Genomic DNA, 18,884 nt, shown 5'->3' on the forward strand with positions numbered 1-18,884 from the left:
CCTTTTATTCTATCACATAAAATCCTTAAAGAAAAGTCCTATAAATCAGGACTTTAAGGGGGATTTATGCACAAATCGGCCAAGCATTTTATAAACAAAAAATCCGTACTGAGAGTTAGTACGCGAAAATAATATCCATCCTTGATAATTGCTTTATATTCTATATCAAGTTCAACTAGAGTTTCTGAATGCTCAGAAACAAAAGATATAGGTGATAAAACTACAGGTACACCATCAGCTTTTGTACGTGATAGCTCACTTTCAGTGCTTGGCTCTAGCCATTTTACAGGACCAATCTTACTCTGATAACATATTGACCAATCTAAGTTATTGATAGCTAACTTTTCTACTATTAACCCTACGCTTCTTTCTACCTGTGAAGCGTAAGGGTCGCCTTTTTTAATAACGCTAAGGGGCAAGCTATGAGCTGAAAATAGGACTCTTGGCTTACCAATCCTGCTGGCTAATTTGTAGTACTTGGCTATCAAGTTAGCATGAGCCTCAATAAAGTTTTCATTGTCATAATAATGATGAATTATTTTTGTATTGCATTTTAGGCGTGCTTTTTAGCATTTTTTTGCCAATTTTCGATGGATGACAAAGTTGTGGTAGTTGAATATTGAGGATATAGTGGCAGCAAAATTACTTCATCAGGATCGAACTGTTTTACACTTTTAACAACTTCGTCAGCAAACGGATGCCAATAGCGCATGCAAATGAATACCTTGTATACATGATTTTCATCTTCATTTAATTTTAGTTCTAAAGCATCAGCTTGTGCTTTTGTATTTTCCAGAATTGGCGATTTACCTCCAATTTCTTCGTATATTTTTCGTGCGATATTTTCTCGTTTCGCAGATATAAACTTTGCTAAAAGAAACCGAAAGGGATTCGGTAAATTGATTATTCTCCTGTCATAAAAAAGGTTGAATAAAAAAGGACGGACCGCATTTAGTGAATCAGGCCCGCCAAGATTAAATAAGATAACTGCCTTTTTCACCTACGCACTACTACAACAAGTTACTTCTGGGGTGCCTATAAAATTAACTACACACTCATCAAATTTAGTTATAGGCACTAAATTTCTTACACTGGCATACAATAAATGGCCTGATCTCTGCAGGTTACTCTTGGTGGATGTGAAGCTCCAATCGAAAAATGTATCGACAAAAAGACTTGGTACCGTTTCAAGAAGTTCAACAGCAGCTAAAGATAGCATTATACAACTTTGCAGGACCTTCAAAAGAACCTTTAGGGGAAAAAGTGAAACTTCAACGAAAAGAGAGGTGCTACTTGTTTCATCCAGTAGTTGCCCTGAGTTAGGCGAATTATACTCGGTGTGTTTTCTATTTTGATTAAAGATAGGAAATTTTATAGTATCTTTCTTAAATTCCGCGTCTATTTCTTTTCTATTGTGGTCAGTAATTTTTTCTAGTAACCACTCACGCCCATGCCAAGTTCTTACAACAAAACATGTAGCAACCATCAACGCAGCGCATATAAGTGCGCATTGCATGAGGCTCATACTGCCTAGCATAGCTGGCAGTGCAAAACAAACAAATGGCACTATGATAGCCATTTCAAAAAATGGAATAGTGTTCCTTTTCATTGCAAAGGCAGCGCCTTCTTTTAATTTTGTATTACGATGTGCGCTATACTCCAAATAACTCAAAAAAGCCAAGCTGAAAGTCAAAAATCCTTTTGTCCCGCAAAAAATTGATGACTTAAGGTTATTTGCTAGTTTTTTACGACAGTAACCCATACAACACTCCTTAATGGTTTATTTCTAACTATAAACCAAAAATCACTTTGATGAAATGAAAATCCGTAATAAAATAAATCTATAAATTTTATATAAGGAAACAATATGGCAATTGAGAGAACACTTTCGATATTAAAACCTGATGCAGTAAAAAATAATACTACAGGCAAGATAAATTCATACATTGAAAGCTCTGAGCTCAAAATCATAGCACAAAAAATGATGTTACTGACAAAAAAACAAGCAGAGCTGTTTTATGAAATTCATAAAGATAGGTCTTTTTTTGGGGAATTGGTAGAGTTTATGACTTCTGGTCCTGTGATAGTTCAAGTTTTAGTTGGTGAAAATGCAGTAAGTAAATACAGACAAATCATGGGAGCTACCGATCCAAAGCAGGCAGAGAAAGGTACAATCAGGGGTGATTTTGCTGATGACATTAGTGAAAATAGAGTTCACGGCTCGGATGGTCTGGAAAATGCTCGTAAGGAGATAGCTTTCTTTTTTGCTGAACGTGAGTTGGTGTAGTCAACTCAGATTTTCCTATATATAACTAAATTTTCTGGATCCTATGTCAAGCATACATCTGTACGAACGTTGTAATTGACAGGTGGCATCATCCAAGTAGCTGACAACATAGAAACGAAAAACTTACTTGACAAACTCCGCCAACCCCCTTATCATGACAGTGAAGCTATATTATTTAACTTCCCAATCTGTGCAGATTAAAACGACAAGAAGACTTGTATTTGGCGTACTATTGTTTAATTTTTGCACTATGTGCATACTATGTCTTTATAAAAATTTTGGGTTTTTACCCACATAAGCTGAAAAGCGCTTATAAAGCGTTTAAGACATCACCCAACGTCAAATTTTAAAATAAAGAGTGGAATAACTAGCTACTCCGGGGATTCTTTGTCTTTTTTTTCTGCTGGTAAATTTCTTAAACATTTATAGCTTAAGTTAGTTGCACTTAAAAGCAGCTAAATTGCAGTGTTTAAGACTTAAAAAACGCCAAATACTGAAAATAGACAATGACCAGGGCTTCTTTTGCCTTTTTTTTTCGTTTGGTAAATTTCTTAATATTTATAGCTAAAGTAACTTAGGTTCACCGACAACCGTCATCCCGCTACGTGTTAGCGGGATCTATAGACCTGCTGAAAAAGGTGATTGAAAAAATGATGTGAGAGAGGTAGAAGAAGAATAAGCAGATCAAGTAAGGAAAAAAAATGAGCTTTAGTTACTATAATATGAAAAAATACCCAAGAAACTTTCGTAATATAACAGGTTTAACTATAGAGGAGTTCGAAAAAGTAGTGGAAAAAGTGAGGTCTGGATGCGAAAAACAGAAAAAGTGTCATGGTAGAAGATCAAAACTACCAACTCTGGAAGATAAGTTGTTTTGCGTAATTTTGTACTATCGCACTTACATAACACATAGATTTTTAGGATGCCTATTCAATGTACACAACGCAAATGTATGTAGGTTACTTAAGAGAATAGAGCCATTACTCGCCAAAAAAGTGACTATAACAAAAGATAGAAGTATGACGCCAGAAAAAATACTGAAGATTTTGGCTGATGTTACAGAACAGCAAATACAGAGACCAGAAGATAGTAAAAAACGGAAGAAATCATATTCAGGAAAAAAAAGAACCAACACTATGAAAACTGAGATTATTATCGAAGAAGGAGGAAGAATTTTATCAGTGTCAAAGTCATACCGTGGTAGAATTAGTGATTTCCGCATAAGGAAACAAGAAAAATATTTACCACTTGATAGCATAAAACATGCCGATTCTGGATATCAAGGTTGGCAAAAATTGCAAAGCAATGTTATAATTCCATATAAAAAGTATCGTAAAAAGCCATTAACTCCAGAGCATAATAGAAGATTAGCATCATTTAGAATGAGAGTAGAAAACAAGATCCGAGAGATAAAGATATTTAAGATTATGTCGAATGTTTATCGCAATTTTCAGAAAAAATATAACCTGAGGTTCAATATTATTGCTGGTATTGTAAATCTTAAGCACGCCTTTTAGTTAACCTTGATTTTAGTCACCCTCCTTTCCTTTTTTTTATCGCTTGATTCGCAGCAGGTCTTAAGTTACTTTCGCCAAGTCCACCACGTCATACCGCCGCGGTATCTCTAGATCCCGCTAACACGTAGCGGGATGACGGTTGTCGTTTAGCTATAAATGTTTAAGAAATTTACCAAATAAAAAAAAGGCAAAAGAAGCCCCGTTGGTGACTAGTTATTTATATGTACTTCAAAATATTGGCGTTTTTTATTCTAAACGCTACGATTCAGCCGCTTTTAAATGCAACTAACCTAAATTATAAACGTTAAGAAATTTACTGAGCGGAAAAAAAGGCAAAGAAACCCCAGGGTGGCTAGTATTCAAATTCTCCCTTGTCTATTTGACGTCTTTTACTGTCTTAAACGCTTTATAAGCGCGTTTCAGCTTATATAGGTAGAAACCTAGAAGTTTTATAAAGACATGAGGTGCACATAGTGCAAAAAATTAAGCATGATTTACGCCAAATACATTAAGTTTTTTTGTCATTAATCCACTGCAGAGATTGCGAAGATAAATAAATAGCTTCACTTTCATGATAAGGGGGCTGGTGGAGTTTGTCAAGTGATTTTTTCGTTTCTGCGGGCTACTTGAGTTTATTAGAGCCAAAACTCTAAGAGATAGAATTTACAATTCTATCTAAAAGGATGCCAAAAAAGAGAAGCAACCCTACGTAGGAATTATTTTTAAATATGGACATGCATTGACTGGGATCATCAGGATTGAAATTTTTGTATTGGCGGTGAAATATGAACCCTACAGCAAGTAGAGCAATATAAAAGATGTTATTTAATGATGATAAGATACCAGCATATAGCCACGTCATAAGAGATATTAAATAAAATCTTTTCAACCAAGATTTTGTTGTATCACCAAAATATAATGCGGTAGATTTCATTCCGAGTTTTTCATCATCTTTTTTATCTTGATGAGCGTATATGGTGTCATAGCTAAGTGTCCAAAAGACGCATCCTATATAAAACAGCAAGGATTCTATACTGATCTGGTTTATTATTGCTGCTGAGCCCATGAGCGATCCCATATTGAAGGTAAACCCTAAGAACAATTGTAGCCACCAAACATACCGCTTTAATAAAGGGTAAGTAGCTATCATACACATTGAGATTATTCCAAGTATGAGTGTGGTTTTATTAGTTAACAATAAAATTACCAAGGCGATAGATAGTAGCAGTGAGAGTAAAACCAAAGCCTGCTTTATGTTTAATGCACCACTTGCAAGTGGCCTATATTTTGTTCGTTCAACGTGCGCATCTATTTCCCTATCGGAAATGTCATTGATTATGCACCCTGCAGGTCTCATTAAAAATGCACCTATAGTAAATAAAACAAGGAGAAAAAGAGCCTGATACGATAGAGAAGTTGAGGCTAAAAGAATACCGCTCAAACTGGGAAATAGCACAAGCCACAAACCTGTTAAACTGTGCAATCTCATTAATGAAAAGTAATGGTTGAAATACATTAATTAAGTGTGATTATGTAATATTTTGCTTACATTAACAAAATTATCGAACGCTAAATCAGGCTTAAAAACTAATTCAGGTATAAATCGCAAATCAACATAACACAATATAGATTTACGTATTGACCATGCAGATTGGTTCATTTCATTAACAACAGTGTTAATATCACAATTATTCTCAGAAGGATCTCCAGTGCATGATGCTGAAATCCACGTACTTTTTTCTGGATCTGAGTAGTCAGCTACCTGAATATTCAATGAAGATAACACAATATATACATCTGCTTTTTTCAAATCTTTACTTAATTTTACGTTAGATACCGCTACACTTTTATTGAACACCTTACCTTCCATTAGGACTCTTGATATTGCTCTATGCAATACCGATGCTATTTTTAGGTTTCTAATTTCCTTTTTCATATCCATCTACTATAACACCCTTTCTTCTTGCACTAATTGATAAGCTTCCAAAATATCTCCAACTTTAATATCGATATTACCCTCTAGTGATACTCCGCATTCAAAGTTTACACCTACTTCTTTAACATCATCTTTAAATCTACGTAGTGCTTTTAACTTTCCTTCATGCACCAATTTGCCACCACGCATTACCTTAATTAAAGAATCTTTTCTTATGACTCCATCACTTACGTAACATCCAATGATATTACCAGCTTTAGATACGTTAAATATTTGCCTCACAGATGCAAAGCCAACACGAACCTCTCGTGTAACAGGCTTTAACATTTTAGTTAAATACATTCTCATGTCGTCAATGAGCTCGTATATTATGTTATAAGTATGTATTTCTACACCTTTTTGTTTTGCCAAGTCCCTTATTTTTGAGTCCACTTTTACATTAAAAGCTAAAATTACTGCACTTGATGCTTCTGCAAGCAGCACATCTGAATCTGTTATCCCTCCTACCGCTTTGTGTAGGATATTTAATTTCACTTGGTCTTTACCGAGTTTATCAATTGAACTTGATATTGCTTCAATAGAACCAGTTACATCGCATTTTAAAACTACAGATAGTTCTTCTGTTTCACTGTTATTACGACTGAATATATCTAAATTATTGTCGTCTGAATCTTCTTTCTTTTTCTTGATCAACTCTAGCCTGTATTCAACAATTTCACGCGCCTGCTTTTCAGAGTTTACAACAACAAATTTATCTCCAGCATTTGGCACACCATTTAGACCAGTAATTTCAATTGGAGCGGAGGGTAGTGCTGCTTTTTCTCTTTGACCAAGGTGATTAACCATACTACGTACTTTGCTGTATGTTGTACCAACTACCAATATATCACCAACCTTTAACGTTCCTTCCTCAACTATCAATGTAGCTGATATTCCTTTCGCTTTATCTATTTTGGATTCTATTACCCATCCAAGTGCTCGACAATCTTCTATTGCTTCTAGCTTCATTAACTCAGCGATTAACAAAATCGCCTCTTCTAGTTTATCTAAATTAGTTTTCTTTTTTGCTGATACTGGCACAATCATAATATCACCACCAAGCTCTTCAGAGATGAGATCGTATTGAGGCAAACTATTAATTATTTTTTCTACATCACCAGGCTCAGATTTATCAATTTTATTAATAGCAACTATAATAGAAACATTTGCTGCTTTTGCATGATTTATTGCTTCAACTGTTTGTTTCATGATTCCATCGTCAGCTGCAACTACTATTACAACTATATTAGTAATATTGGCACCACATGCACGCATCGCAGTGAACGCTTCATGTCCTGGTGTATCAATAAAAGTAATTTTTTGCTTATCTTTTGTCGTTATTTGATAAGCACCTATGTGTTGAGTTATGCCACCTGACTCTCTTTCTGCAACATTAGATTCACGAAATGCATCGAGCAATGAGGTTTTACCATGATCAACGTGTCCCATAAAAGTGACAATTGGTGGTTTAGGTTTTTTAGGCAGGCTTTCTCTGCCTTCTATAAAAAATAAATCCTTTTCTCTGTTGGTATCGCTCACTCGTTTAGCCGTATGATTAAATTTTTCCACTATTTCAGATGCTATATCTGGATCCACCAGATCATCTACTCTATAACTCTCACCGACTTCTTCTTTGAACATTTTTAGCACACTCTTGCTATCTTCTGCCATACGAATAGATAACTCCCTGATAGTTATTTTGTCTGGTATAATAACTTCTCTTGATATATTTTTACCCTTAGTAAACTTTGACTTTCTACTTCTTATACCAAATCTTTGCTTAAATACAGGGGGTTGTTCAGTTTTTTCATCTATTGCCTGTGCAATTACCAGTTTAGAATGCTTAGAATATATATCTTTGTTGACTTTAGAAGACTTTTTATCGTCGCTCTCATAGTCAATATTATCTTCTCTTAGTTCAACTAAGTGAGTATTACTTAAAACTTTCTTATTTATTTCTTTAGATAAAGTGTCCGCTTCATTTTTCTCGTCAATCTCTTTATTGCTGTCTTCTTTTGCTGTTTTCTCTTTTTCTTCTCTCTGATTTCTTTCTTTCAGCAAAGCAGCATTCTGCACAGCATTAATGCGGAAAATTTGTTCTTTCTCTGTTAAAGAACCTAATTTACTCTCGTCAAATAAATTATGTTCTTCTGCATCATGAGATTTTTTTCTTCTTTTTTTACTATTGCAGCTCCAGTACTTGGGCTAGCTGAAGAGTTTAAATTGAGGTCTAATTTAAGCTTGCTTAAGCCTTGGAGCGTTAATTTTTTATTACTGATATCTTCATTATTCATATTATTTTATTATATTAACCCAAGCTTTTTACGTGCTTCTATGATTATTGAGTCTACTGTATCTTTTAGATTTTCTTTACTATCAGCTGAGGAAGAGAGTATGCTGCAAAACTCATAACTTGATAAATCTGCTATGTCCTCTAAAGTCTTAATATCATGTTTACTAAGAGCAATTTTATTGTCTATTGATAAAGTTAAATTGATTACATCATCCTCCATACCTAAACTTTTTAGCTCTTCTATTTTTCTATCATTTTCTGCTTTCAGGTACTTATTTGCTCTATTGTGAAGTTCGTTTGCAATATCTTCATTAAAGCCCTCTATTGAAGCAAGCTCTTTAATTGAAGCGCTGGATATATCTTCTACGCTTGAAAAACCTTCTGTTACCAATAGCTGACCCATAATCTCTTCTAAGTTTAAAGCTTCAGCAAATAAAGCTGAACATTGACTAAGTTCTTTACTTCGCCTTTCTGATTCTTGCTGAGTGCTTAATATCTCAATTTTCCATCCAACAAGCTCTGAAGCTAATCTTACATTCTGGCCCTTTTTTCCTATAGCTAAACTCAATTGATCTTCAGCAACTATTAACTCTATGCAATTTTCATTTTCATCAATAATAACCTTCGATACTTCTGCAGGAGTAATGGCTTTAATAACAAATTGACCCAAATCTGAGGAGTAATTTATAACGTCAATTTTTTCACCATTTAATTCGTGTATAATAGTTTTTATTCTATCTCCCTTGACTCCAACACAAGCACCTACTGGATCAATGTTCTTGTCAGGAGAGAAAACAGCAACCTTAGACCTTGAGCCGGCGTCTCTAGCTATACCTTTAATTGTTACTAACCCGTCAGCAATTTCTGGTATTTCTTGATTTAATAATGCCTCTAAAAAGCCTTCATGAGTCCTAGAAAGAATAATTTGACGTCCATCATCAGAGCGCTTAACGGTCTGTATGTAAGTTTTAACCTTATCGCCTTCACGAAATGATTCACCACCGGTCAAATTTCGCAATGGAAGATATGCCCTAGTGCCATTTATGTCTATAATAAGATCTGAATATTCTACTTGTTTAACAATACCATACCTTATTTCTCCCACCTTATCTTTAAATTCCTCATATTGCTTTTTTGACTCTTCATCTTTAATTATTTGAGCAATCTTTTGCTGGGCAATCCTTGCTGAAGCAAGATCAGTGTTAAGAGAGAGCAATTCACTAACAGTATCTCCAACTTTTGCATCTCCTTTTATTAATTTAGCTTGTGTCAGCGTAATTGATTCATACTCAGTATTCTTTTCTCCATCTGATTCGTCATCAATAACTTTTAGTTTTCTGTATGAAGTAACTTTGCCTGTATTTCTATCTATATTAACTACAATTTTACTTTTGCTACCATATTTTTGGTAAGCCACTGCTTCTATAGCACTTTCTAGTGCCTTTATTACAACATTAAAATCTAAACCTTTTTGAAGTGAAAGTTCTCCTGCTGTTTTTATTACATCAAGGCTTCCAACTATGTTATTCTTGTTACTTTTCTGCTTAACACTGCTTTTACGATTAGCAATCATAATAAATAAATCCAATGTAATTAGTTATAATTATAGCTTCAACGGGCAAAGAACGCTATCTTAAATGTTAAATGATTGCTAATTTAAGTCAAGTTTTTTCATGTCTTTGTATGACAAGCAACGCAGGAGTAAAGAATAAAGTTAAGACCGTTGCAGCCAATATTCCACTTGCTATGGTTGTTGAAATGTCAACCCACCACTGGCTTGATGGAGCATCATATGTGATTTGTAGCGTAAAAAAATTGATATTTAACCTGGTAATCATCGGTATTAAACCAAGAACTGTGGTTGCAACGGTAAGCAATATTGGCCTAATGCGAGAAATTGCAGCGTTTATTACACATCGCTTGATGTCATTTTTGTGTACCTTAATTTGGTGATGAAAGGCATCAAGCAATAGTATGTTATTATTTACTATAATTCCTGCCAAAGCAATTATCCCCACTCCACACATAACAACTACGAAAACTTGTTGGATAAGAAAGAAAACAAAAAACACACATGTTGTAGATAAAAACACTGCTGTCATTACGATAAATGTATGGTATACATTATTAAACTGTGTCACTAATACCAATATCATTAGTGTAATCGCTAATATAAAAGCCTTTAACAAAAATGCTCCTGATTTTTGTTGATCTTCTTGGTCGCCTTTAAAATCAATTTTTACTCCCTTGTCCCAATCCTGGGCAACAGAATTCTGAATGAACTTTACTCTTTCATTAACAAGATAACCTGTATCCACATCAGCGGAAATTGTCACTGTACGTAATCCATCAATCCTATTTAGTTTGTTTACCTTTTTTTCGGGAGCATATTTTACTATGTTGCTCATAGGATGCGGGCCATCAACTGTATTGATAAAAAGATTATCTATAGTCTTCATGTTGCGGTCCCTTCTGGGGAAACGGAGTACAATATCGATTTCTTCATCCGTGTTATTTGGTCTATATTTTCCAATCAACACTCCATTTGTAACCATCTTTATAAAATCGCCAATGGTTGCAACACTTACTCCAGAACTTGTAGCCTTACTCTTATCAACACTCATATTCCACTCTATTTCAGGTGCTGATCTGCTATCTTGAATATTTATAAACCCGGATGAAGGTTGGTCCATAATTTTTAGAATTTTCTCTGCTGCTAAATTCAGATTGGATGCACTTCCGCTGAGGTTAATTTGTATTGGCTTGTCAGCCGACGGTCCTAACTTTTCCTCTTGAACATTAATTATTATTCCTTTCATGTCTTGCACACTGCTTCTTATATCGTTTAATATGTGCTTAGCTTTGCGCCTGAAGCGCCAATCCATAAGTTCTAGTTGAATTCTGGCGATAATGTTGTCTGAAAATGCTCCTGATCTAGCATAAGAAACATGAATTTCTTTTTCAACGCTCAAAATGCGTTCTTCCACTTCTTTGAGTATCAGATCTCGTTCTTTAGCTGATAAGCTTTCTTTTGCTTTAACACTGATTAAAATATTATCTGAATCCACTTTCGGAAAAAACTTCACTCCAGGACCAAAGGTCAAGTACAGCACACTAAATGAAAACAGGACGAATACAGTAGCACATATGAATTTTTTAGGATGATCTAAAACCTTCTCTAGCATGCGTGTGTAAGCTCTTATTATAGGCCCAGCATTTTTTATCTCACCACTTTCTATAGCACTCATTTTTTTTATTTCTTTTTTTGAAGTTATCGAAGGCTTGCCAAATATTGCACCAAGTGTTGGTATAAAAACCAAAGCCATAATGAGCGATCCAGTCAAAGTTAGAATTATTGTAATTGGTATGTACTGCATGAATTTACCAACAGTATCAGGCCAGAATAATAGAGGAAAAAACACTGCTAATTTAGTTAACGTCGATGATAGAACCGGATAAAACATATCACGAACTGAAGTGTGAAAGGCTTCTATTTTGTCCATTCCGCAGATCATCTTTCTATCAGCATATTCGCTAATCACAATTGCATCATCAACCAGCATGCCAACAGCCATAATTAAACTGAAGAGCACAACAATATTTAAGGTTATGCCCATAAAGTAAAGAGCTATTATCCCAATGAGAAAGGAACCGGGTATCGAGAGTGCCACAAGAATAGCAATCCTTGTTCCCATAGAAAGCATCATTATGATCAATATTAACAACACAGCGAATATTATGCCGTTTTCCAAGTCATCAAGCACATCGCGGACGTTTTTTGACTGGTCATTTAAGTACACCACTTTTAAATTTTCAGGTAATTGATCTTTTGCCTTATCCATTAAGTATTTTACTTGATTTACTGTGTCTATTATGTTTTTTCCGTTACGTTTTGAAATTTCTAGCACGACACTAGGTAATCCATTAATGCGAGCAAACCCTTGGTGATCCTCAAACCTAGGGTATACTTTTGCTATATCTTTGATTCTCAAAACTGCATTGCCTTGAGATCTAATAGGAATATTCATAATATCTTCTATATCTTTTAATAACCCTAATATTTTAATCGAATATTTACCGATATCGTTTTCCAGTGACCCAGCTCCCACTAGTCTATTATTGCTTGATATAGCTTGGAATATTTCGTTTGATTGAATGTTATATTTTGTTAGAACTGTGGGCTCAATTATAACTTCCACTGTTTCTTTACGCATACCCGCCACTTCAACTTTGAGAACATTTGGCAGAGATTCTATTTCTTTCTTTAGCTTGCGTGCTATTTCAGTTAAGGCTCTTTCTGGCAAATTACCAATTAAGCCAACATTTAATATGGGAAATAGACTCAAATTTATTTCATTGATTATTGGAGATTCCACTTCAACAGGTAATTTCGCTTTTATATTTGAAAGCTTTGAACGGACATTATCGAGCACTTCTTTATTATCATACTCTGTTCCAAATTCGAGTATCATGTGAGCACCATCATTAGTTGCAAAAGCTCTCAATTCTCTTACACCTTCAATGGATCTTAGTTCATTTTCTATAGGAAGCACTAATAGCTTTTCACTATCTTGAACAGAAATCCCAGGAAGTCCAACGAACACGCTGATTATAGGAATCTGTATATCAGGGTTACTTTCCCTTGGCATTTTTACATAAACGTATGAACCGAAGATAAAAATTACTATAAGTAATAATACCACCGCCCTGTTTCGCTCTATGAGTAAGCTCTGCATGTTGAATGTTAACTAAATATGTGCGTTTGTACAATATTATAGTCGAGATACGTTGCATATTAATTAATCCTTGTATAGCTTAAAACCTTACGCGAATAATTAAAATTTTCGCAAAGTTGCAAGTATAAGAAAATTTCTGTATAATAATTCTGGAACAGTATTTGAGAGGTTATTATGGTGGCAATTCTAAACATAACAAAAGGCAAAAATAAAGTTATTGTGTCTGGACTAGCTGGGGCTTTATCAGCTTTAATATTTTTAACAGCAATTCACATTGCTGCAAAGATAGCCATTATAGTTGCTGCTGCTGCAGTTACTTACTTATTACTTTCGCTGATTCATAAAATAAGAACTAAAAAAGAACAGCCTGCTGAAATTATTGGTGTTTCAGAAGAGAAAGTTTCAGAAGATGAAGGGTATAGCAGTGTTGATGAAGGTGAAGAAAAAGATACTGTAAAAGAATCAGAAAAAACTGAGGCTGAGTTAGAAGAAGAATTAAAAAATAAAAGAGCACAAGAACGCATGGAGAAAGGATCACTTGGTGGCCCTATAAATGCATTTGGCGAACCAATTCTTGATGAAATTATAGATACTGGAAATAGTAATCCTGTTGATTATACAAAAACTATGGTAGTGCCTGAGAAAATTATTCTTGGCATGCCAGATGATAAAACTCTTACACAAAATAGCTCTATAAAGAATCAGATGAAATCTCTCCCTGAATACATGTATGTGTTTGGTAATCCACTTCCTGAGCAGCCACTGAGCAACCTTATCAATGTAGATTTGGGTCTAAAAGGACGCAGAAACTACCTGCTGCAGAGTGGCTATTACAGTACGGGAATGTAAATGATAATGTGACGAAAGTGCTAAAACAGCCAATTATTCAACGGCCGTTTAACGGGTTAGGGTTTGAGGGGTAGTTGCTATATCAAACTCTCCATCTTATATTGAGAATCAGATGTAATGCCATACACTCTATTTGGCGGAGCAATTTTGTTCTCTATACCAAAAACTATACCTTCAATTATTGCTGTGAGTACTTTTTCAAGGTTACAGTCTGCTCCAGGAACACGGTGCTCTAGGCGGCATCTTTTGGAATCGTTGCCAAAATAGGGAATTCTTATCGCAGCAGTTCTGTTATTTACCCCCCAACTAATCGTAGTTGGAGTATGAATATCCGGGTACTGAAATCTTAAATATGAATCATCATTTGGAGCAAAAAACAACATATGTTTTTTCATCATTGCGCATAATCCACCAATACTATGAATCAAATAATCACTATACTTTTGCTCATTGATATAAAATAAGTTATCGTTATTTGAATTCACTAAATTAACATGCACATTTAATGCACTGCCTGCTCTATCCAAATAGGGCTTTGCTTTAAAAGAAACATTCCCGCCTAGTTTCTGGACTGTTTCAGTAAGTAATTGTTTCGCTAACTCAAAATGCTTAATTAAATTGTCGGAGTTCGTATAACAACCACTTTTTATCTCATATTGATGTGTAGAATTCTCCTTCTCGCAAGAAAATTCAAGAGATGCTATTTTATTTTTGATGCTACTCAGAAATAAATATTCTTTTTCTATTCCTTCAATGTAAAACTCTAGTTCAATACCGAATACAGCATGACAACTCAAATTACTTAATATAATCATAAATTTGCTTCAGTAAATCTATATTAGGTTAGCTATATTTATATGAATACTTTACTTATTTGCCAGTAAGTTTAACATCTTATTTATACATAATGTATTACTATTTTTAATAGCATGCTTCTAATCCTCGATACAAGCGACATTTACAAATTTTTCATTTTTTTGAAATAAAAATGATTAATTTTAGTGTTTTTATACCCTTTACAACCCATCAAAAAATCACCATAATTTTTAGTATGTATTAAGTAGTATTAGCTTTTCATTTTGCAGTAAACTATTGATTGTCTTATATTTTTCTAATTATTGCTTTTTTCTTGGTGTGGTATATGAACTTAACTAGCCCTAAGGTTTCTACTATGTTTTTTGATCAGATTATTACAGTAACAGATCACAATGTTACTTGGGAAAAAATCCAAAATTGTCTTTATAATCTTTATGGAGAAGCAACATATAACAGCTGGATGAGTTCGCTAAAATTTGTCAGTAGCAGAAATGGGAAAGTTCTTTTATCCGTGTCAACAAGGTTTATAAAAGAGTGGATTACAGTTCATTACATGAAAAAAATATTATCATTATGGCAAAGCGAAGATAAAAGCATACGTTCTATTGATATTCAAGTAATTGAGGAAAGGAATTCAAATTTTAATGTTATATTAAAAAACAGAGAGGAAAGTAATCATAATCTTGGTTCGCCGCTGGATCCAAGGTTCACCTTTGATAATTTTGTAGTGGGAAAGCCAAATGAATTAGCATTTACGGCGGCAAAGCGTGTGGCAGAATCTATAGATCCAATATTAGGCAGCAATCCTTTGTTTCTATATGGTGGAGTGGGACTTGGTAAAACACATTTAATGCATGCTATAGCTTGGCACATAGTCAATTCCCCATCAGAAAAAAGAAAAGTAGTATATTTATCAGCAGAGAAATTCATGTACCAATATATTACAGCGCTGCGAAGCAAAGATATTATGTTATTTAAAGAGCAATTTAGATCAGTAGATGTATTGATGGTAGATGATGTGCAATTTATCAGTGGTAAAGATAGTACACAAGAAGAATTTTTTCACACTTTCAATGCATTGATAGACCAAAATAAGCAATTGGTTATATCAGCTGATAGGTCTCCTAGTGATCTTGATGGAGTGGAAGAAAGAATAAGATCACGACTCGGTTGGGGGTTGGTGGCAGATATTAATGAAACAACTTTTGAATTAAGGCTTGGTATATTGCAGGCAAAAGTGGAGCAGATGAATATGTATGTTCCGAAAGATGTCCTAGAGTTTTTAGCAAGGAACATAAAATCTAATATAAGAGAATTAGAAGGAGCATTAAATAAGGTTACCCATACCTCATTAATTGGAAGAAGTATGACGGTAGAATCAGCTAGTGAAACCCTAATCGATCTTCTTAGGTCAAATCATAGGTCAATCACAATAGAAGAAATACAAAAAAAAGCAGCTGAATTTTTCAATATAAAGGTTGCAGATATGCAATCCAATAGAAGACTTCGCAGTCTTGCAAGGCCAAGACAAATAGCTATGTATTTTGCCAAAAAATTTACGCAAAAAAGTCTACCAGATATTGGGAGAAACTTTGGTGGCAGAGACCATGCTACCGTTATACATGCAGTAAAACAAGTAGAAAATTTTATAAGAACTGACTCAAAATTTGCTGATGAAATCAATCGATTAAAAAAGATGTTTAAGTAGCGTTTTTAAAATAGCTAATAACAAATCCTAAAATGAGTCGGCTATAGTTTTATCCGCTTTAAGTTTAAAATCTTCTGTTAGCTTCGCAGAATGTATTTCCTTATTATCTTGGCTATAGAAGGTAAATTTATAATCATCTAAGTTTAGTATTGCAAAGCCAAAGCCAAAAAAGTTTCTAACCTCGTGTGCTAAGTAGTTTCTATCATTTGAATAGTCAAATTCTACATTTTGATAAACAGGCTCTTGATCTTGAGCGTGTAATGATGCACCACCGTTTCCAACTATAATCTGGTCTGGAACATTATCCATTAATAAAATCTGGGCTATATGAATGTGGCCAGAAACTATGGTAGTAACATTGCTTGGAAACTTATCTCCAAAAGCTTCGATTTGTGTAAGATTACCATGGCTTTTTAATGTCAAAAATTCTTTTTTTGGAGATCTCCAAAGCGGTTTATGAGTTAAAAACCACGTGGGCTTGTCAGAACTATTTTGTATCAATTTATCAAATTGCCTCTCAAAAGCATCAATTGTGCTTTGGGTTGTAAAAATATCCTCACCGGATGAAGAGTCGAAGATAAAAAATTTCATCGGTCCAGCATCTAAGGACCAACTAGAAACGAAGTTTCCACATTTTTCAGACAAAAAGGGGTATGAATCTAGATACCTGAACCATCCTTCATAAGCTCTATTACAACTCTCATGGTTTCCACGAACAAAAAGGAAAGGGGATTGTGATAAAATATCCTTTGCAGGCTCAAACCAATCAGCGTACCAAACTTCTTTATTATATCCATAAATATCGCCACACTTTTTTGTATTTCTACATTTTGTTTGTCTATAATGATAATCGCCAACATGGATAATTAAATCTGGTTTATGCAGGGCGATTGAATCTAAATTTTTTTTTAAAGGCCAGCTATCTACCGAATTACATTCCTGCTGAAATAACATATTTATTCTACAGCCCGTGTCACCAATAAAAGCAATTTTATTAACCTTTTCTGGTAATATAGGAACTCGTAGATCCTCAATACTAATGTTTTTGGCACTTGTTTGTACTGTCAGTTCACAAACTGTTTCGTTATGATCACCATTGTTAATTGAGCTGCGATTCAGCATTTCTATTTCCTCGCCATCGACATAAACAATGGGACACATGTCATTGTCTGTAATTGCACGTATGCTTAATTTATTTTCTGGAATAACTTGAGACCATGTGTATAATATCTGTGCATGGACGAAATGAAAGCTAGTTATAAGAGAGAGAGCTAAAAAAATAAAGATATTAGCTACATTCATTTGTATAAAAACCTAAGTTAAAAATTAGTAGTAAGGTTGTCTTAAATGATTAAAATTTATAATCAAATTATACAAGTAATTTCTAAATTATTCTAGTATCAGATTGACACTCTAGATGAAAAATTCTAAAATGATTAAATAATTTAAAATAATTATATAAGAACTAGAATGTAGTGCGGCCGTGGTGAAATTGGTAGACACGCAGCGTTGAGGTCGCTGTGGCTCATAAGGCCTTGGAAGTTCAAGTCTTCTCGGCCGCACCAGTTTTTTCATAGCTGCTTAATATGGGTAAAAATGTTTATAGGAAATCAGAGTAGCAATAAGGTAGAAAGAGCTATCAGCGAAATCAGGCGCGGCTGGCCAATTGTAATATATGATAAAAGTAATTACCTATTGCTTGCTGCTGCTGAGGCTTTAGAAAGAGATTTATTTAATCAATACAAGCTTATATCAAGTAATGTATATGTTACTTTAACTTCAAGTAAGGTAAAATACATATCTCAGAATAAAGAACATAACAGCAAACGTCTGTTGGTGAATAATTTTGATGAACTGCTCCATTTAATAAACTGTTCAAAGGAAGATAGCATAAAAGAGTTGCAATGCTCAAAGACAATAGATGAGTATGCTGTTGCCTTGCTTAAATTCTCAGAATTATTGCCATACGCGTTAGTGGCTGATATGACTTTTGAGAATAAGCATGAAATGCGAAATTGGTGTGAAGAAAATGACATTATTGTACTAGATACGTTACTCGTAAATAATTTTCAACAAAATCAGAGTGTGTATGAAGTGTGCAAAACATCATTATTTTTAAAACAGACTCAAGAAGTAAATATCATATCTTATAGAACAGAAAGTGGTGGAAGAGAACATCATGCAATTATCATTGGCAATCCAGATAAAGATGACGAACCATTAGTAAGAATTCATTCTTCGTGCTATACGGGTGACTTGTTGGATAGCTTATCATGCGATTGCAGAAGTCAGTTACATCAAGCAATTCAAATGATAGCTGACTTTGGAAGTGGTATTATATTGTATTTGATGCAAGATGGAAGAGGCATTGGTTTAACTAATAAGTTAAGAGCGTACAGTGTGCAAAGAGGACATAATCTTGATACTGTTGATGCAAATAGAATATTGGGTTTTGAAGATGATGAAAGGAGTTTTGTTGTTGCAGCTAAAATGCTTAAGAAATTGAACATTAACAAGATCCAATTACTTACAAACAATGATAGGAAATTATCAGAATTGGAAAGTAATGGTATAGGAGTTACAAAGTGTCTACCACTTATTGTGGAACGTAATAAATATAACGATTCATATATGGAGACAAAGTTTGGTAAGTTAGGCCATAGATTAAGAGTTTTTTAGCTTTTTTGTTGTAACTACTTTGTT

At 34.3% G+C, this 18,884-nt stretch carries 12 protein-coding genes, 1 tRNA gene and 2 pseudogenes; 6 read left to right on the forward strand and 9 right to left on the reverse strand.

Annotated elements, in window-relative coordinates; translation table 11 throughout:
* Nucleotides 1-53: 53 nt before the first annotated feature.
* Together hemH and MWH06_02110 are read right to left on the reverse strand one after the other, a co-directional pair.
* Nucleotides 54-1,000, reverse strand: a pseudogene (hemH, locus tag MWH06_02105) (ferrochelatase).
* On the reverse strand, nucleotides 1,001-1,762 hold the full coding sequence (locus MWH06_02110) for a hypothetical protein (protein ID UPA55444.1): 762 nt from the start codon (nucleotides 1,760-1,762) through the stop codon (nucleotides 1,001-1,003).
* A gap of 105 nt (nucleotides 1,763-1,867) precedes the next feature.
* On the opposite strand from MWH06_02110, the gene ndk reads away from it, so the two are divergent.
* Together ndk and MWH06_02120 are read left to right on the forward strand one after the other, a co-directional pair.
* Nucleotides 1,868-2,287, forward strand: a complete 420-nt coding sequence (gene ndk / locus MWH06_02115; GenBank protein ID UPA55445.1) for a nucleoside-diphosphate kinase — start codon at nucleotides 1,868-1,870, stop codon at nucleotides 2,285-2,287.
* Nucleotides 2,288-2,988: 701 nt separating this feature from the next.
* Entirely contained in the window at nucleotides 2,989-3,804 is an 816-nt protein-coding gene (locus MWH06_02120; GenBank protein UPA55446.1) for a transposase, read from the forward strand.
* A 649-nt stretch (nucleotides 3,805-4,453) separates the two neighbouring features.
* Here MWH06_02120 and ubiA read toward each other — a convergent pair.
* From ubiA to MWH06_02145, 5 genes and pseudogenes are all read right to left on the reverse strand, one after another.
* Nucleotides 4,454-5,320, reverse strand: coding sequence for a 4-hydroxybenzoate octaprenyltransferase (gene ubiA / locus MWH06_02125; protein UPA55447.1), 867 nt, complete (start codon nucleotides 5,318-5,320; stop codon nucleotides 4,454-4,456).
* A gap of 3 nt (nucleotides 5,321-5,323) precedes the next feature.
* Nucleotides 5,324-5,740: a ribosome-binding factor A gene (locus MWH06_02130; GenBank protein UPA55448.1), complete on the reverse strand. Its 417-nt coding sequence runs from the start codon at nucleotides 5,738-5,740 to the stop codon at nucleotides 5,324-5,326.
* 9 nt (nucleotides 5,741-5,749) lie between these two features.
* Nucleotides 5,750-8,073 (reverse strand): annotated as a pseudogene (gene infB, locus MWH06_02135) (translation initiation factor IF-2).
* A gap of 9 nt (nucleotides 8,074-8,082) precedes the next feature.
* A complete protein-coding gene (gene nusA / locus MWH06_02140) occupies nucleotides 8,083-9,645 on the reverse strand; it encodes a transcription termination factor NusA (GenBank protein ID UPA55723.1) in 1,563 nt (520 codons plus the stop codon).
* Nucleotides 9,646-9,733: 88 nt separating this feature from the next.
* Nucleotides 9,734-12,775 (reverse strand): efflux RND transporter permease subunit, encoded by a 3,042-nt coding sequence (locus MWH06_02145; protein ID UPA55449.1) that lies wholly within the window; start codon nucleotides 12,773-12,775, stop codon nucleotides 9,734-9,736.
* A gap of 207 nt (nucleotides 12,776-12,982) precedes the next feature.
* Between MWH06_02145 and MWH06_02150 the strand changes: the two genes are divergently transcribed.
* The gene (locus MWH06_02150) at nucleotides 12,983-13,657 is read left to right on the forward strand and encodes a hypothetical protein (GenBank protein UPA55450.1); all 675 of its coding nucleotides are present in this window, start codon (nucleotides 12,983-12,985) and stop codon (nucleotides 13,655-13,657) included.
* 77 nt (nucleotides 13,658-13,734) lie between these two features.
* Here the strand turns inward: MWH06_02150 and MWH06_02155 are convergent, their stop codons facing one another.
* Nucleotides 13,735-14,472: a glutamine synthetase gene (locus MWH06_02155; protein UPA55451.1), complete on the reverse strand. Its 738-nt coding sequence runs from the start codon at nucleotides 14,470-14,472 to the stop codon at nucleotides 13,735-13,737.
* A 326-nt stretch (nucleotides 14,473-14,798) separates the two neighbouring features.
* On the opposite strand from MWH06_02155, the gene dnaA reads away from it, so the two are divergent.
* Nucleotides 14,799-16,181 (forward strand): chromosomal replication initiator protein DnaA, encoded by a 1,383-nt coding sequence (dnaA, locus tag MWH06_02160; GenBank protein UPA55452.1) that lies wholly within the window; start codon nucleotides 14,799-14,801, stop codon nucleotides 16,179-16,181.
* 27 nt (nucleotides 16,182-16,208) lie between these two features.
* Here the strand turns inward: dnaA and MWH06_02165 are convergent, their stop codons facing one another.
* Complete coding sequence (locus MWH06_02165) at nucleotides 16,209-17,483, reverse strand: metallophosphoesterase (protein ID UPA55453.1); 1,275 nt, start codon at nucleotides 17,481-17,483, stop codon at nucleotides 16,209-16,211.
* Between the two features lie 175 nt (nucleotides 17,484-17,658).
* Between MWH06_02165 and MWH06_02170 the strand changes: the two genes are divergently transcribed.
* Both MWH06_02170 and MWH06_02175 read left to right on the forward strand, forming a co-directional pair.
* Nucleotides 17,659-17,746, forward strand: a tRNA-Leu gene (locus MWH06_02170).
* A 31-nt stretch (nucleotides 17,747-17,777) separates the two neighbouring features.
* A complete protein-coding gene (locus MWH06_02175; protein ID UPA55454.1) occupies nucleotides 17,778-18,860 on the forward strand; it encodes a GTP cyclohydrolase II in 1,083 nt (360 codons plus the stop codon).
* Nucleotides 18,861-18,884: the final 24 nt, after the last annotated feature.

Origin of the sequence: Wolbachia pipientis, from assembly GCA_023052945.1 — a bacterium.
Taxonomy (GTDB): Bacteria; Pseudomonadota; Alphaproteobacteria; order Rickettsiales; family Anaplasmataceae; genus Wolbachia.